We start from the raw sequence: 15,750 nt of genomic DNA, 5'->3' as shown, positions 1-15,750 counted from the left end.
GCATAATCGCCCACTTAAAAAGTGACCAGTCACTTTGTTGGGGCGGGCATGGAGCCTTGGGGGGGCTCCGGAGCCCGGTTTCCTGATCCACGCGGAGGCGGGGGTTCCAGGCCTGCCTGGGGACCAGGGGAGTAGCCGAGCGTCTGTCATTGTGTCCGTCCAGCTGACAGGGATTGAGACCTGGCTTTTTCAGAGGGACACATCCTGCCAACCGGGCAGGCAGGCAGACAGGCGCTCCCGTGCTTCAGGCCGCCGTCTCCTCTGGAGTGTGGTCAAGGGTCGCCCCCTGGAGACAGGGCAGGGCGCAGCCCGCCTGCTAGTGATCCGTTCGGGATTGAGCGAAAATCGCGGGGAAATAGCGCAAGCCCTTGCACCGGTTATCCGCCCGCCCCGATATGACCTTCTCCGCTCTGCTCGTCGGCTCCCTCCTGGCTTCAGCTCCCACTGTCCCTTCCAAGGCCGCCTCGAATGTCGTCGCCGAGGTGGGTGTGCCCTTCGCGTGTGGTCGCATCTACACGGTGAGCCAGGGGCACGAGACAGGCAGTCACCAGCACAACGACACCTTCGCGTGGGACTTCCGCATGCCGGAAGGCACTCCCATCGTGGCGTCGCACGACGGCACCGTCCGCATGGCGCGCGGTGACAGCAAGCAGGGCGGCTGTGGCGAGCAGTTCGCGCCCCTGGCCAACTACGTCGTCATCTCCCACGGCGACGGGCTGGAGACGCAGTACCTGCACTTCAGCGCCGTGGTGGTGAAGGCCGGCGAGCGCGTGAAGGAGGGTCAGCTCATCGGCTTCTCCGGCGCGACGGGCTGGGCCTGCGGCGCGCACCTGCACTTCAAGGTCGCGAAGGAGCAGGGCTCCGGGTGGAACAACCCCTCCGTGCCCGCGCGCATCGTGGGCTATGGCGATCCGGTGCGTGACACGCTGGTGTCGGCGCCGCTGTGCAAGGACTCCGCGCAGCCGATGATGGCGTCCGCCGGGGGCGTCCATCTGCCGGGCCAGGCGGTGGAGTCCATGTCACCGCCCACCGCCGGTTCGATCCAGGATGCGTCGCGCGGCCTGCCGCCCGGGGCCAAGGCCATTCTCGACGGCCTCTCCCAGCCTCCCGCCCAGGGCGGCGAGGGACTCGACAAAGCGGGTCCGGCCCGCGCGCCCCGCATGGCGAGCGGCTCCGACGAGACTCGCTGACGCGAGCAGCGCTCCGGCGCCCGCGAGCAGCCCGAAGAAGGCCCCCGCGTTGATGAAGTACTCCAACGGCAGCAGGGGGCCTTCCACGTAGCCCCGCACCACGCGGTACCCCACGTGCCCCAGCAGCGCGAGCAGGGGCAGGTTGATGAGCGGCAGCACCAGCCACCGCGCCGTGCGCCACCAGCGGGCCACGGCCTCCGCCACCGCGGTGGAGGCGGTGTAGCGCCAGGCGCCCGCGCGGGCCACGCGCAGCTCCGCCAGCATCGCCTCCACGTCCGGCACCCCCAGCGTCTCCGCCTCCAGGCCCTGCGTGCGCGCCACGCTGCGCGCCTCGGCCAGGGCGGTGCGCGCGGCGGACTCGGCGAGGAAGTCGTCCTCGAAGGGCTCCACCACGGCGACCTCCGCGGCGCGGGCGCGGGTGCGGTCCCTCACGGCGTCCACCACGGTGGAGGCCGCGGCCACGGCGAGCCCCGCGGGCAGGCTGCGGCGTGCCACCAGCGCGCCGGCGCCCATGCCGGAGGCGCCCCACAGCGACAAGCGCAGGCCCCACGCGGCGGGTCCCCAGAAGCGGCCCGCGGCCTGCCGGCGCACCTCCGACGCGAGGTGTCCGTGGGCCAGGCCCAGCCGCGCGTCGAAGTCGCCCTGCAACGCCTCGCCCGCGCGCGCGAGCCCCGCGTCGAGCGCCGCGCGCGTCTTCTCCAGCAGGGCGTCCGTCTCTCCCAGCGCCGTCTTCACGGTGGAGGCGAGCTCCTCCAGCGCGCCCAGGGCGTTGCCGTGGCGCACGCGGGAGGCGACGGCCTGGGAGGCCAGTCCCTTGAGGTGGAAGAGGAGCGGGCCGAACTCGCCGGACACGTCCTGGCCGTCCTTCGCGGCGCGCGCGCTGATGGCGAAGACGTGGACGTCCTCGGTGGCGAGGCCGTGGTGCTGGGTGGCGACGCGGCGGATCTGCGACTTCAGGGCGTCGCGCGAGTCGGCGGAGAGCTCGTCGGCGAAGTTGAGGATGAAGACGAGCGCGCGGCGGCGGGCGAACTCGTTGAGGAAGTCCACCTGGGTGGCCTCCGCGACGCTGCCCCGGTGCATGACGACGAGCGCGACGTCGGCCTTGTCCAGCGCGGCGCGGGCCACGTCGCGGTGCTGGGTGGCCACGCTGTTGAGGTCCGGCGTGTCGATGAAGATCTGCCCGCTCCACAGCCCCTGGGGGCCGGGCGTGTAGCGCACGACGCGCGCGCCGGTGCGCGACAGCTCCTCCACGGGCGTGCCCTCCGGCGCGAAGAGGGTGGACGCGGTGCTGGTGGGGCGGTCCACGCCTTCACGGGAGAGGGACTGCCCCGCGAGCGCGTTGAGCAGGGTGGACTTGCCCGCGCCGGTGGCGCCGACGAGCGCGACCACGAGCGGCGCGTCCTTGCGGGCGACCCCGCGGGCGTAGTCTTCCAGCAGGCGCTCCAGGCGCGGGCCGTGCGGCTGGAGCGCGGGCAGCGACAGGGCGTCGGTGAGCAGCGGGCGGAGGGCTTCGGGGTCGGGAAGGCGGGTGTCGTCCACGGAGGCGCCAGCGTGGCGTGACGAAGGCGCGCTGGCTACGAAGATGCGCGGCGACGGTGCGCCAGCGTGCACTCGGGATGCCGGTGGACGCACCGTGAGGGAGCGGTACATTGCCTCCGAACATGAATCCCCATGCATTCCGACGCGTGTGTCTGTCGTTGTTGGGCCCGTTGCTCCTGAACGCCTGCGTGAGCCTCCCTGTCACGCCCAGGGTCATGGCCGAGGCGGAGGTGGTCGAGAAGGCCCGGTTCCTCTGTACCCACCGCCTGCTCTACACGTTCGATTCCTCGCGATTCCCCTCCGGGATGAGGCCCGAGGACTACATCCGGCCGGAAGACCTTTCCTATCTCCGGCTCAACGGCACGCCTCGTGCCACCCCCTCCGCGGAAGGGGCACCCCTCCCTCCTGCCCGGTGCGACGTCATGTCATCGGACCTCGCTGGCGATGCCGCCGTCGTGAGGCTCCAGCGAACGAAGGCGGGCGCAAGCAGACCCGAGACGGTCCTGGCGAACTTCATCGGAACCCCCGTGGGCTGGCGACTGGGCTACTGGCTTCCGGAGCGCGCCCGGTTCGACGTCCAGACCGAACAGACCCACGCCCGGGATCCCGATGATGAGATGACCCTGCCCCAGAAGGTGTCCGGCCCGGAGGCCGGTTACACGGTCGAGGCCGCGAAGCGCGGGGTCGAAGGGCTCCTGGTCTTGCGCTGCATCATCACGCGAGAAGGCGCCGTCGAGCAGTGCCAACCCCTCAAGACCCTGCCCCGGGGACTGACCGAGGAAACCCTGAGGGCCCTCCAGGCCAGCCGCTACACCCCCGCCTTGTTCAAGGGAGAGCCCATCGCCGTGCGGTTCAACTTCTTCTTCCTCTTCCTCCTCCCAGGGAGCTGAGCGATGGCGAAACATGCAAGGGGGGCCTGGTGGCTCGGAGGGCTGGGCCTCTGTCTGGCTTTGGGGGTGGTGCATGCCGAGGACCGTCCCGAGACGGACGGCGTGCGGATGCGCGCCCTGTCGCTGCCCTTTGACGAAGCGACGGCGCTGCCGCGCAGGCTCTTCGAGACGCTCCCGTGTGAGCTGGGCCAGCAGGGCCCGGGCGGAGAATGGGCGCTGTCCGTCCGCCAGCTCCTCACGGTGCGCGAGGCCAACAAGACGCGCACGGCGTTCATCTCCCAATCCCTCTCACTGCCGGGCGGGCTGGAGTTCGAACGCGCCGCGGGCATCCCGCGGACGGGCCCGGTCACCCGGCCACCCCGGCCCGAGGTGCACGCCCGCTGTCGCGAGCACCGGCTGGAGCTGGCCGTGGAAGGCGTGCCGGAAGCCCCCGTGCTGACGCTGCTGCCCACCCTGATCCGGGACACCGTGTCATGGCGGGTCGCGCCCGAGGTGGAGGCCCGCCTCCAGCCCCTCCTCGCGCGGACCGACCCCGAGGCGCGCAAGGCCCTGGAGGAGTTCGGCCGCATCGTGGAGCAGCTTGAAGCCCAGGCCCGGAGCAGCCTCCGCGAGCCGCCGCCCACCGTGGAGGGCCTGGCCTGCGTGCGCTCCGCGCTGGCCTCGCCCGCCGGTGGAATCCACTGTTCGCGTCCCTGAAACGAGAGAACGCCGGACGGAGCACGGTGGCTCCGCCCGGCGTCTGGCTTCAAGCGTCTACCGCGGTGACTACAGCGAGTTGACGAACTTCAGCAGCGCGTTGCGGTCCGAGGCGCTGAGGTTCACGAAGGCCTGCTTGGAGGCCTCGCCCTCGCCACCGTGCCAGAGGATGGCCTCGGTGACGCTGCGCGCGCGGCCGTCGTGCAGGTACGACTCACCGCCGCTGACGCCCGTCGTCAGGCCGATGCCCCAGAGGGGCGCGGTGCGCCACTCGGCGCCGGACGCCTGACCCTCGGGCAGGTTGTCCGCGAGGCCCGTGCCCATGTCGTGCAGCAGCAGGTCCGTGTACGCGTGGATCGTCTGGTTGCGGACCTCGTTCATCGCGCTGTACTGGCTGGTGGTCAGCGTGGGCGCGTGGCACTTCGCGCAGCCCGCGTTGTTGAACACCGTCTCACCCTGCAGCGCCGTCGCGTCCGCATAGTCGCGGCGCGCGGGCACGCCCAGCAGGGCGATGTAGCGGGTGTGCTTGTCCAGGTCGGCATCGCTCAGCTCCGTGCTCGTGCCCGTGCAGCCCTGCTGCGACGTGCCGCAGTCCAGCGACTTGAACACGGACGTCGTCACGCCCATGTCGCTGTTGAACGCCTCGGCGACCTGGTGACGCACGCGCGCCGTGCCCGCCTTCCAACCGAAGCGGCCCATGCGCGTGACGCCCGTCTCCGGGTCCTTCACCGTCTGCATGCGACCGGAGATGCCGTCGCCGTTGCTGTCGCTCGGGTCGGCCAGGCCGGCCACCTGCGTCTCCGGCACCGCCTCCAGCAGGCCCATGCCAATGAGCTGCGGCGTGATGCGCGCCGAGAAGTTCGTCGGCGTCACGTTGAGGAAGCTGTAGTTGGGCTTGCGCAGCTGGTACGCCGTGCCGTCCTTCAGCGTGCCGCTCGTGGTCGTCCAACCGCTGATGCGCACGTCCGCCTCGGGCGTGCCGCTGACCGTGCGCGGCTGCAGGCGGAAGCCCAGCGCGGGGTCCACCGTCACGGTGCTGCCGTTCACCTTGCCCACCTTCACCACGTAGTTGGTGAGCGTGGTGTTGGTGGTGGTGGGCGGCAGACCACGGCCGTTCTGCTTGTGGCAGGCGATGCAGGAGGTCGCGACGTGGCTGTTGCCCAGCTTGTTCACCTGCGCGGTGAAGATGGGGTTGCCCGGCTCGGAGTGGCTGCCGTCCTGGAAGTTCGTGTGGTGCAGGCGGCGGCCCTCGACGAAGGGCTGCGCGTTCACCGGCGCCAGGTTGGTGGACATCTGCAGGAAGCGGTTGTCCGGCTCGTTGGAGAACGGCGTGTGCAGCGTGGTGAGACCGCCCGCCCAGGCCTTCTGCGGCAGCGGGAAGGAGTCGCGGATGGCGCCCTGGCCCTCGAAGGGCACGATGCCGCCCTGGCCCACGATGTAGAGGATGCCCGACGAGTAGTAGTTGAAGCGGCCTTCCACCGGCGCCTGGAGGAACACGCCGATCTCCATCTCCATCCGGTCACCCACGCGGATGGCGCGGCCTTCCTTGGCGTTGAAGTTCACCGAGGCCGTCTGCTTGTAGTCGTTCACCTTCACGAAGTCCGCGTTGTGGAAGTACTCCGCCACCGTGTTCAGGCCGCGGAAGAACGCGCGGAAGTCCGGGCTGTCGTACGGATAGATGGAGTACAGGTTGACGGTGATGTTGCTGCCGCCCTTGGCCACCTCGTCGACGATTTCAATCCAGTGCGTGCGCTGCTGGAAGTAGAGCGCCAGGTAGTGGTCGTAGGCCTGGTACATGTCCTCGCGCATGTGGCGGTCGCGCACGCGGTCGCCCACGCGGGTGATGATGGCCGTGGAGGTGTTCTCGATGGTGGCCGGCTCCAGCGTCGTGGCGCTGGTGAACAGCGGCACCACGGGGCCCGCGTCGCCGTTGGGGGGCGGCCCTGCGTCCACCGTGCCGCCCGCGTCCGGCGTGCCGGTGCCCGCGTCCACGGGCGGATTGGTGCCACCCGTATGCGTGTAGCGCGTCCAGGTCGTGTCACGCGCACAAGCGCACGACACATCCCAGTACGTGAAGTTGTAGTCGATGAAGTTGCCAGCGACGAGGCCGGTGACCGTGTACTGGTTGCGGCCGCCCGTCACCGCCATGCGGATGTTGAGCTGCTGGCCGTTGTTCAGCTTGTAGTGGATGTCTGCCCAATCCGTCGTGTCGACGTAGAAGATGGCGGACGAACCAGAGGGGGTGACGCCTGAGGTGGCGGCTTCGGATTCAACCGCCAGACAACTGGCGGCCAGGAACGCGAGCACGATTCCCGTGAGTCTGCTGCGGCTCATGGATGCGACTCCAATGGGGTGGATGGAGCGTGGGACGGCGGCGCTGCGAAGGGGACTTCGTAGCTTGTCCGAAGAAAGTCGGGATTCATTCCCGCCGCAAGGTGGGAGGGCGGAGAAATCAACTAAGGCGTGATAAAATGTGAATAAGCGAAAATGATGTATTTCGTGACGCGACGTGTTGTCGCGAGGGTGACGCGACGTGTTGAGAGGCATTGCCGCGACGCGGCGCCTCCGGGGCCCGGCTAGACTGCGGGGCCATGCGCTTCCAGCCACCGTGGGGTGGGGCCTTCCGGCTCGACACCTTCTTCCACCGCACTCCCGAGGCCCTGCCCGAGGAGGCGACGGAGTCCATCCGCTCGGCCATCCTGGGCTCGTCGCTCCTGGGGGAGTCGAACCTGTCCGGGCAGTTCTCCGGTACCTACGGCTTCTCGCTGACGTTCCGCCGGGAGGCGTTGCCGGACGTCACGCGGCGCTTCCCGGCGTTCGCGCCCTTCCTGGCGAAGACGCTGCTGCCGGAGTGCAACGCCTTCCTGCTCAACCCCCTGCTGGTGGGACAGGGCAGGGGGGTGGCGGCCCACATCGACCGGAGTCTGGAGTTCTACGGCCCGAGTATCGGCTGCCCGGTGGCGGTGAGCGTGCTGTATGTCCAGGTTCCGAAGGAACTCCGGGGCGGGACGCTGCGGCTGTATCACCGGGGAGGTCGGGTGGCGGAGTTGACGCCCCAGCCGCGCACGCTGGTGATGTTCCGGGGAGACCTGCTGCATGAGGTGGAGGCCATCTCCTCCGGCGCGCAGGGGATGGAGGGTTCGCGGATCAGCCTGGTGGTGGAGCAGTACCGCGCACCCGAGGCGCTGCTCTCCGGCGTGCCCCGCTTCGAGCTGCGCACGCGTTCGGGGGCACAGGCGTGAGCGACCTCAAGCTGGAGTGGAAGCTGCCGCGGTTGCCGGACGCGGTGTTCCCCGCCTTCGAGCAGCCCGCGCTCATCCGTCGCTGGTTCGGCGCGCCGCCGGGCTGTCACCGCACGCACGCGCCCGACCCCGGCGCCCTGGGCCAGCCCTACCGGGTGGTGCTGCGGGACGCGGTGGGTCGCTCGTTCGCGCAGGTGGGCTGCATCATGGAGGCGGAGCCGCCGCGCTTCCTGGCGCTGGAGATGGACTGGGAGGGCGGGCCGGTTCCCTCCGGGCGGACCCGGGCGGAGCTGACGTTCGAGCCCACCGACGATGGGGGCACGCGGCTGCTGCTGCGCCAGGGGCCGTTCGCGGACGACGCGGCCCGCGACGCGCACCGGGCCTACTGGGAGGCGTGCCTGGGGCGGCTGGCGCGCGTGGTGGCGGGCGAGGCGGTGCCCTGCTTCGAGGAGTTCTGGGAGGAGTCGCGCGGCTTCGTGGGCCCGCTGGGCGCGGCGGCGTACGCGGTGCTGGCGGGGCTGCGTGAGGCGGGGGCTCCCCCGGAGGCGGTGTCCCAGGTGGAGGACGTGCTCTACACGCACCTGTCCCGGCTGCCGGAGGACACCGCGGCGGTGCTGGGCTCCGTGCTCCAGTCGCGCGTGGAGGGCACCGCGGACTGAGTTGGCGCCGCCTTGCCCTTTCGGAAGATTGACAGGGGCCTGTCGAATTGACAGGTTCCTGTCCATGTCATCACTGACGAAGAAGGCTGACGCCTTCACCGCGCTCGTACTGGAGGTGTTCCAGTTGAACGGGCTGCTGCTCCAGGCGGGAGACCGGCTGAGTGCTCCGGCGGGATTGACGAGCGCCCGCTGGCAGGTGCTGGGCGTCATCGATCACGGCCCCGCCACGGTGGCGGCGGTGGCTCGCACGATGGGGCTCAAGCGGCAGAGCGTGCAGCAGACGGCGGACGCGCTCGCGAGCGACGGGTTCGTGGAGTACGTCGACAACCCGCATCACCAGCGCGCGAAGTGCGTCTCCCTCACCGCCTCCGGGCGCCGCGCCTTGCGGAAGGTCGAACAGGCGCACGCCGCGTGGGCGGACCGGATGGGCGCGAGCCTCGCCCCGGGGCTGCTGGCCGCGGCCGTGGAGGGCGTTCGTGAAGCGCGCCTGCGGCTCGAGAAGGACCTGGCCCCGGAGGAGCGCTCCCATGAGGGGTGATGCCTGCATTCCCCTGCTGCCCTGCGTGGAGATTGCTCCGACGCTCGAGTTCTACGGCCTGCTGGGCTTCGAGGTGACGTACCAGCAGCGGACGCCGAACCCCTACGCGGCGACGCGGCGGGGCGGCGCCCAGCTCCACTTCTTCGGCCTGAAGGGGTTGGATCCGCTGAAGGCCTTCAGCAGCTGTCTCATCATCGTGGACGAGGTGGAGGACCTGCACGCGCGCTTCGTGGCCGCGCTGAAGAAGGCCTACGGCCGGATTCCGCTCCGGGGTGTCCCGCGCGTGACCCGCATGAAGAAGGGGCAGACGCGCTTCACCGTCGTGGACCCCTCCGGCAACTCCCTCATGTTCATCCGGCGGGACGAGCCCGCGGGCTACGGAGACGACGACAAGGACGCTCCGGCCTCTGTCCTCGCCAAGGCCCTCAAGACGGCCCGGCGCCTGCGAGACTTCAAGGGTGATGACGCCGCGGCCGCGAAGGTGCTGGACGTCGCGCTGAAGAAGGCGGACGCCGGGACGACGGTGGAGCGGGCGCGGGGGCTCGCGGCCCGGGCGGAGCTGGCCGTGGCCCTGGGGGACATGCGCCGCGCCCGAGAGCTGGCGCGGGACATCGATGCGCTGTCCCTGTCGGCATCTGAGCGCGAAGCGCTCCGCGTGGAGCTGGAGGCCCTCGAGCCGCTGGCCCGGACCCAGGAGTAGGCGGCCCGCTCAGGACGCCATCGCCTCCGGGGTGGCGTGGGCATCCTCCAGAGGGACGTGCGCCTCCGCGTCCTTCGTCTTCGCGATGCGCTCGTCCAGCTCCGCGCACAGGTGTTCGAAGACGTCCTTGTTGAGCGTGCCCTTCTGGTAGGCGTCGAAGAGGGCGTCCTTCTCCACGATGAGGACGCGGCGGGCCGCCTCCTGGTGCTCCTCCTCGTGGAAGCGCGTGGACTGCTGCTTGAGCGCCGCCAGCTCCTGCTCCACCGCCGTGGCCTTCTGCTGGTAGTCGCGCTCCATGGGCTCCAGCACGTCCACCGGAATCTCGCGCGAGCGGCGCATGGCCTCCAGCGCGGCCATCGCGGCGTGGATGGCTCCCAGCCGGCCCCGGGCCAGCTCGTACTTCTCCTGGTAGACGTCCTTGATGCCGGTGATGCCCAGCTTCTTGAGCACGGGGGCGATGGTGAGCCCCTGGAAGATGATGGAGAGCACCACCACGCCGAACGTCATGTTCACCAGCATCTCGCGGTGGGCGAAGTCCTCCGGAAGACCGAGCACCAGCACCATGGACACCGCGCCGCGCAGGCCGCTCCAGGTGAGCACCGCGCTCCAGCTCCATGGCAGGCGCTCCGACGTGAGCCGCAGGAGGCCGGACACGCCGTAGACGACCACCGCGCGCCCCACCATCACCGCGGCGTACGCCAGGAGGATGGGCTGCCACGACGCCAGCAGCGAGGTGAGCTGCACCTCCAGGCCGATGAGCAGGAACACCACCGAGTTGAGCGCGAACGCCAGGTACTCCCAGAAGCTCTCCACCGCGACGCGCGTGGTGGGGCTCATGCCCAGCCGCGCGGCCCAGTTGCCGCACAACATGCCGGCCACCACCGTGGCGATGACGCCCGAGTAGTGGAAGTGCTCGGCCACGACGAATGACCCGTACGCGGCGATGACCGTGAGGGTGATCTCCACCATCGCGTCGTCCACCCGCTGGATGACCTGCGCCACCGCGAAGCCCACCGCGGCGCCAATCACCGCGCCCATGCCGGCGATCCTCAGGAAGTCCAGCGTGGCCCCGCCCACGGTGAACTTCTCTCCGTTGGCCACGCCCACCACCAGCATGAAGAGCACCACGGCGGTGCCGTCATTGAGCAGGCTCTCACCCTCCACCAGGATGGCCAGCCGCTTGGGCGCGCCCAGCGCCTTGAACAGGCCCACCACCGCGATGGGGTCCGTGGACACGATGAGCGACGCGAACACCATCGCGTGGATGAGCCCGAAGCCCTCCAGGTAGTTCATCCCCTTCATCGCCGGCGACAACAGCAGCGCCGTGAGCCCCATGGACGCCACCACGCCGGGGATGGCCAGCGAGGTAATGGCCAGCTTGTTCTTCCAGAACTTGCGGAACTCGACGTGGAACGCCGCCTCGAACAACAGGCCCGGCAGGATGATGGCGAACAGCAGCTCCTTCGTCAGGTGCGGCGGCTCGAAGGCATGCACCACGCCCAGGCCCAGGCCCGCCAGCACCAGCGCCACCGTGTACGGAAACTTGAAGTAGCGCGCCGCGATGGCCACCGCCGTCGCGATGGAGAACAGCAGCACGAAGGCCAGCTCGAAGTGCATGAAACCCCAACCAATTTGTGCTCAAAGAGGTTGGAGTCTACGTGCATGCGTGGCGGGTGGGGAGCCTCCGCGAGTGAAAACGGCGGGCGAGCGCGCGTTCCCCGCGGAGCCGCCGCCCGCGCTCGCGGGGCTCCCGTGGGAAGTTGAACTCGTGGCCCAGGGCCTCTCCGGGAGGCTCCGGCGGGCACTGTGGGACGGTGGACGGCCGGGCGTCGGACGGCAGGGCGTCAGGTGGCGGATGCGTTGTGACGCCTCCGCCCGACGGCTAGAAGCGGAGGGATGATGGACCTCTTCCTGATGTCTCCTCCGGGCCGGAACTGGGCCCTGCGGGGCCGCGCGAACTTCCGCAGCCGCGAGGCGGCCCCGGCGGATGCCCGAGGCGCGAGGCGGGAGTGGCTGACGCTGGCCCGGCACATCGAGTCGCGCGGCGGCACGGTGGTGGCGCTGCCCTCGCCGTCGGACGCGCTGACGGGCATGCCCTACGCGGCCGAGTGCGGGCAGGTGGTGGCCCGCGAGGGCCAGGCGCCGCTGTTCCTGCTGCCCCGGATGATGAGCGCGCACCGCTTCGCCGAACGCGACCACTGGGCGCCGCTGGCCCGGCGCATGGGGATGGAGGTCGTGGATCCCGGCGTGGGCATCTGGGAGGCGCACGGCGACGTGGCGACGTTCGACGGGGTGACGCTGCTGTTCTGGGGCGGGCGCACCACGCTCGATGGACTGGAGGCGGCGGAGCAGCACTTCCCCGGCGAGCTGCTGCGCGTGCAGGTGCGCGAGCCCGCGTTCCACGGGAACATGGCGGTGCTGCCGCTGCCCGCGGTGGACCGGCTGCTGGTGTGCCCGGACGTGATGGCGCCGGAGTCGGTGGCGCTCCTGGAGCGGCGCTTCGGCGCGGATCGGCTGGTGCGGGTGGCGGAGGCGGACATCCGCCGCTATGCGACGAACGGGCTGCCGCTGGGCCGCGACCTGCTCGCGCCCACGGTGATGCCCGCGCACGTGGTGGACCTGTTGCAGGGCCTGGGCATGCGCGTGGTGCCCATGCCGATGCCGGAGCTGACGGAGAAGGGCGGGGGCTCGTCGCGGTGTCTGGTGTCGCGCGCGTCGGTGGATCCGGCCCGCGTCCAGCTTCCTCCCGAGTACCGGCTGGACGCGGTGGCGAAGGACATCGACGCCGATGGCGGGTGAACTCGCGCCGCTGGCCCAGGCGTTCTTCGCGGCGAACCCGGAGCTGTCGTTGCAGGCGCTGGGCTCCGGCGTGCACGTCCCGTCCCTGGACCTGGCGCCCTCCGGCATCCCGGTGACGCACCTGCTGGCCGAGCACAACGCGGAGCTGGCGCGGCAGTACCTCACGCTCAACCAGCTCGCCTTCGGCGGCATCGGCGTGCCGCGCTGGGTGCTGTCGGATTTGTACCTGCTTCCGGGCGCCATCGGCCTTCTGCGCTGTCCCGCGCGGCTGTTGAAGGCGCCCGCGCGCGAGCGGCTGCTGCTGGCGGACGAGGAGCTGGCCATCGGCGCGGCCTGCTACGTGGCGCCGTCGCTGACGCCGGGGCTGTTCGTGGGCGTGTCGCTGTTCAGCTTCCTGCCGGGCCGGGGCGCGTCGTCCTGGGTGAAGACGCTGACGCTGGGCATGGTGCGCGCGAAGCGCCTGCGGGGCGTCACCCAGTGGGACAACCCCGCGGTGCGCGTGCACACCCGACTGGGCCCCATGCGCCTCGTGGGCCGCGTCCCCGGGGGACACGACTACGACGAGCGCACCTTCGTCTACGAGACCGACCTGCACGACGAGGCCCGCGTCGCCCAGGCGATGGCGCGCGGCGAGGAGCAGGCCCCCGCCACGCGCATCCCCGTCACGGACCTGGTGGCGCTGGGCGCGCTGCTGGACCGCGCGGAGGCAGGCGCCCGGCTGGAGCTGGTGCCGCCCGGCCAGGACGCGGGCCACGTGCTGGTGCGCGAGGTGCGCGGCTAGGCCGGCGCTGGAGCGCTCGGGAACTCGTCGTCCTGTTCGAGGGCCCTGCGCAGCGCGGCGGCGCCGTCCTTGGCGATGGGCGCGCCATGCGCGAAGCAGACGGTCTCGATGGGCAGGTGGTCCAGGATGCGCTGGATGCTGGAGCGGGTGCGCAGGGGCTCGTCCTGGTATTCGCCCGGGACGAACTTCGGCGTGCCATGGCCCTCGCGGGTGAGCAGGTCGGAGATGAAGACCACCGCGTGCGGGCTCTTCTGCATCCAGAGCGTGTACATGGCCTCGGTGGGCCCGGGCGTCTGGAAGGTGTTGAGGCCACCGGGCAGGGTGTTGCCGGCCACGTATTCGAAGTCTGGCTTCTCCTCCAGGCCCTGCGCGCCCTCGGGGGCCCAGACGGGCACGCCGAACGCCTTGCGCATGCGCCACGCGGAGCGCTGGTGGTTGCCCGCGGTGAGCACGATGGCTTCGAGGTTGCCCAGCTTCAGCAGGGCCTTCTCGTCGATGGGCAGCGGGTCGATGAGGGTGACGGTGCCGTCCTCGTCCACCACCGCGTAGGCGTCGCTCCGGCTGCCGCCCATCCGGTCGTCCGCGACCGTCCAATGGTGCACCCCCGGGACGACCTCCACCGTCTTCTTGGCCTGGGCCTTGGGCTCGCTCATTGGACGAAGGTACGCACCGGCGTCGGGATGGCACGGGCGCCTGCTCCGCTGCCCGCCGGCCCCCCCAGCAGGCCCTTCCCGCCCTTCGCATCCCGTGGGCCGCATGCACCTTTGTCTGAAGGACGACGGAGGACGCGATGCGCGCGATGCGACCACTCGTGCTGTTCGATGGGGACTGTGGCTTCTGCAAACGCTGGGTGGCGCGCTGGCGCGGCGACACCGAAGGGCGCGTGCGCTTCGTCCGCGCGAGCGGGTGGCTGCTCAAGCTCTTGGGCATTCCGAAGCGGGACATGTCGCGGGCCATGCAGCTCGTGGAACCCTCGGGGCGCCGTTCGTCGGGCGCGGAGGCGGTCTTCCGGATGCTTGCCTGGTCGCCCCACCGAGGCACGCGCTTCGCCGCGCGGCTGGGATTGCTGCCCGGGCTCAAGCAGGGGGCGGGGCTCGTGTACTCGCTCATCGCGCGCAACCGGCGTCGGGCGTCGCGCCTGGACACGTGGCTGTTCAGCCGGGTGACGGAGCCTGCTCGGCACCGGTGGGTGCGCTGGACGTTCCTGCGCCTGCTGGGCGGCACCTTCCTCATCGCCTTCACGTCGCTGGGCCAGCAGGTGCTGGGGCTCTACGGGCAGAAGGGCATCCGTCCCATCCGCGAGGTGGCGAAGTCCGAACGCTATGCGGCGCAGGGGCGCTGGCGGCGGCCTTCGGTGTTCTGGTGGGACGCGTCCGACGCGGCGCTGGTGAAGGGCTGCCGCGTGGGACAGGGCCTGTCGCTGGCGCTGCTCCTCAATGTCGCTCCGCGCCTGAGCGCGACGGCGCTGTGGGGCCTGTACCTGTCCTATGTGTCGCTGGGGCGCGAGTTCCTGTCGTTCCAGTGGGACGTGCTGCTGTTGGAGATGGGGGTGCTGGGCGCGCTCACCGCGCCGGGCGGCGTGAGGCCCGGGCTGGGGAAGCGGGATGTGTCCGCGCTGGAGGTGTTCCTCTTCCGGATGCTCGTGTTCCGGCTCTATTTCGGCTCGGGGGTGAGCAAGTTCCACTCGGGGGACCGGACGTGGCGCGAGTTGAGCGCGTGCGACGTGTACTTCGAGACCGCGCCCCTGCCCACGCGCGGGGGCTGGGCCGCGCACCAGCTTCCACGGTCGGTGCGTCACGCGGGCACCGCGGCCGTGCTGGTGGCGGAGACGGCGGTGCCCTTCCTCGTCTTCGGGCCCCGGCGCGTGCGGCAGGTGGCCTTCGGTGCGTTCACGGCGCTGCAGGCGGCCATCATCGCCACGGGCAACTACGGCTACTTCAACTTCCAGTCCCTGGCCCTGGGGCTGTGGCTGCTGGACGACGCGGCGCTGCGGCGCGTGCTGCCGGAAGGCCTGCGGCGGGATTCCGAGCTGGAGCCGGAGCGGGAGCCCGTTCGCGGGCCGTCGCTGCTCGGCACGGCGGTGTCCACCGCCGCGGCGGTGCCGTTCCTCGTGCTGGGCACCACGGAGCTCCTGCGCCGGATGGGGTGGTGGCCGCGTGGGCCGGAGCGCGGGGTGGAGGCGGGGGGCTGGCTGGAGGACCGGGCGATGCCGCTGCACTCGGTGAACTCCTACGGCCTGTTCGCGATGATGACGGTGGACCGGCCGGAGATCACCCTCGAGGGCTCGGACGACGGCGAGCACTGGGTGGCGTATCCGTTCCGCTACAAGATGTCGGAGGTGGACCAGCCGCCGCGCCAGGTAGCCCCCCACCAGCCCCGGCTGGACTGGCAGATGTGGTTCGCGGCGCTGGGGTCCCCGCCCTCGTGGTTCCTCGCGCTGCTGGAGCGGTTGCTGGAAGGCTCGCCAGAGGTCCTGGACCTGTTCGCGGCCAATCCCTTTCCGGACCACCCGCCCCGCTTCGTCCGGGCGGTGCTCCACGACTACCGGATGACCTCGCGGGAGGAGCGGCAGCGCACCGGGGCCTGGTGGAAGCGGGAGCCTCGCGGGCTGTATGTGTCCCCGCTGACCCTCACGCCTGTTGCCATGCGCTCACACGGAGGGCCCCGGCTGTCCTGGCACGTCTAGGAATGGGCGGGCGGTGCGGTGGTGTGGGAC

General features: G+C 70.8%; 13 protein-coding genes and 1 pseudogene. 10 read left to right on the top strand and 4 right to left on the bottom strand.

Annotation, left to right across the window (positions count from 1 at the left end; all coding sequences use genetic code 11):
* Positions 1 to 395: 395 nt before the first annotated feature.
* Positions 396 to 794 (top strand): annotated as a pseudogene (locus D7V93_RS47400) (M23 family metallopeptidase); the annotation flags it as partial.
* Positions 795 to 1,019: 225 nt separating this feature from the next.
* Here the strand turns inward: D7V93_RS47400 and D7V93_RS19530 are convergent.
* Positions 1,020 to 2,729, bottom strand: a complete 1,710-nt coding sequence (locus tag D7V93_RS19530) for a GTPase (RefSeq protein ID WP_120644859.1) — start codon at positions 2,727 to 2,729, stop codon at positions 1,020 to 1,022.
* Positions 2,730 to 2,917: 188 nt separating this feature from the next.
* On the opposite strand from D7V93_RS19530, the gene D7V93_RS19525 reads away from it, so the two are divergent.
* Positions 2,918 to 3,619, top strand: a complete 702-nt coding sequence (locus D7V93_RS19525) for an energy transducer TonB (RefSeq protein WP_158623794.1) — start codon at positions 2,918 to 2,920, stop codon at positions 3,617 to 3,619.
* Between the two features lie 3 nt (positions 3,620 to 3,622).
* Positions 3,623 to 4,315 (top strand): hypothetical protein, encoded by a 693-nt coding sequence (locus D7V93_RS19520; protein ID WP_147451237.1) that lies wholly within the window; start codon positions 3,623 to 3,625, stop codon positions 4,313 to 4,315.
* Positions 4,316 to 4,384: 69 nt separating this feature from the next.
* Here the strand turns inward: D7V93_RS19520 and D7V93_RS19515 are convergent, their stop codons facing one another.
* Positions 4,385 to 6,649, bottom strand: a complete 2,265-nt coding sequence (locus D7V93_RS19515) for a di-heme oxidoreductase family protein (RefSeq protein WP_120644856.1) — start codon at positions 6,647 to 6,649, stop codon at positions 4,385 to 4,387.
* Positions 6,650 to 6,906: 257 nt separating this feature from the next.
* On the opposite strand from D7V93_RS19515, the gene D7V93_RS19510 reads away from it, so the two are divergent.
* The 4 genes from D7V93_RS19510 to D7V93_RS19495 all read left to right on the top strand — a co-directional run bounded on the left by D7V93_RS19510 (position 6,907) and on the right by D7V93_RS19495 (position 9,454).
* Positions 6,907 to 7,557 carry a 2OG-Fe(II) oxygenase gene (locus D7V93_RS19510; RefSeq protein WP_120644855.1) on the top strand — a complete coding sequence of 217 codons (651 nt, stop codon included), beginning with the start codon at positions 6,907 to 6,909 and terminating at the stop codon, positions 7,555 to 7,557.
* On the top strand, positions 7,554 to 8,216 hold the full coding sequence (locus tag D7V93_RS47395; protein WP_120644854.1) for an SRPBCC family protein: 663 nt from the start codon (positions 7,554 to 7,556) through the stop codon (positions 8,214 to 8,216). Before D7V93_RS19510 ends, D7V93_RS47395 begins: the two co-directional genes overlap by 4 nt.
* 64 nt (positions 8,217 to 8,280) lie before the next feature.
* Positions 8,281 to 8,754, top strand: coding sequence for a MarR family winged helix-turn-helix transcriptional regulator (locus D7V93_RS19500; RefSeq protein WP_120644853.1), 474 nt, complete (start codon positions 8,281 to 8,283; stop codon positions 8,752 to 8,754).
* Positions 8,744 to 9,454, top strand: coding sequence for a bleomycin resistance protein (locus tag D7V93_RS19495; RefSeq protein ID WP_120644852.1), 711 nt, complete (start codon positions 8,744 to 8,746; stop codon positions 9,452 to 9,454). Before D7V93_RS19500 ends, D7V93_RS19495 begins: the two co-directional genes overlap by 11 nt.
* A 9-nt stretch (positions 9,455 to 9,463) precedes the next feature.
* Here D7V93_RS19495 and D7V93_RS19490 read toward each other — a convergent pair whose 3' ends face one another.
* A complete protein-coding gene (locus D7V93_RS19490; protein ID WP_120644851.1) occupies positions 9,464 to 11,071 on the bottom strand; it encodes a Na+/H+ antiporter in 1,608 nt (535 codons plus the stop codon).
* 279 nt (positions 11,072 to 11,350) lie between these two features.
* Between D7V93_RS19490 and D7V93_RS19485 the strand changes: the two genes are divergently transcribed.
* Complete coding sequence (locus D7V93_RS19485; protein ID WP_244237384.1) at positions 11,351 to 12,253, top strand: dimethylarginine dimethylaminohydrolase family protein; 903 nt, start codon at positions 11,351 to 11,353, stop codon at positions 12,251 to 12,253.
* The gene (locus D7V93_RS19480; protein WP_120644850.1) at positions 12,243 to 13,034 is read left to right on the top strand and encodes a hypothetical protein; all 792 of its coding nucleotides are present in this window, start codon (positions 12,243 to 12,245) and stop codon (positions 13,032 to 13,034) included. Before D7V93_RS19485 ends, D7V93_RS19480 begins: the two co-directional genes overlap by 11 nt.
* Here the strand turns inward: D7V93_RS19480 and D7V93_RS19475 are convergent.
* Positions 13,031 to 13,687, bottom strand: a complete 657-nt coding sequence (locus D7V93_RS19475; protein ID WP_120644849.1) for an MBL fold metallo-hydrolase — start codon at positions 13,685 to 13,687, stop codon at positions 13,031 to 13,033. The genes D7V93_RS19480 and D7V93_RS19475 overlap by 4 nt on opposite strands.
* Before the next feature lie 137 nt (positions 13,688 to 13,824).
* On the opposite strand from D7V93_RS19475, the gene D7V93_RS19470 reads away from it, so the two are divergent.
* Positions 13,825 to 15,720 (top strand): lipase maturation factor family protein, encoded by a 1,896-nt coding sequence (locus D7V93_RS19470; protein ID WP_120644848.1) that lies wholly within the window; start codon positions 13,825 to 13,827, stop codon positions 15,718 to 15,720.
* Positions 15,721 to 15,750 lie beyond the last annotated feature (30 nt).

The sequence above is a fragment of the Corallococcus llansteffanensis genome (assembly GCF_003612055.1).
In the GTDB taxonomy this organism is placed as follows: Bacteria; Myxococcota; Myxococcia; order Myxococcales; family Myxococcaceae; genus Corallococcus; species Corallococcus llansteffanensis.
The sequence above is the reverse complement of the archived record's forward strand: the minus strand, read 5'-3'. Positions and strand labels throughout refer to the sequence as shown.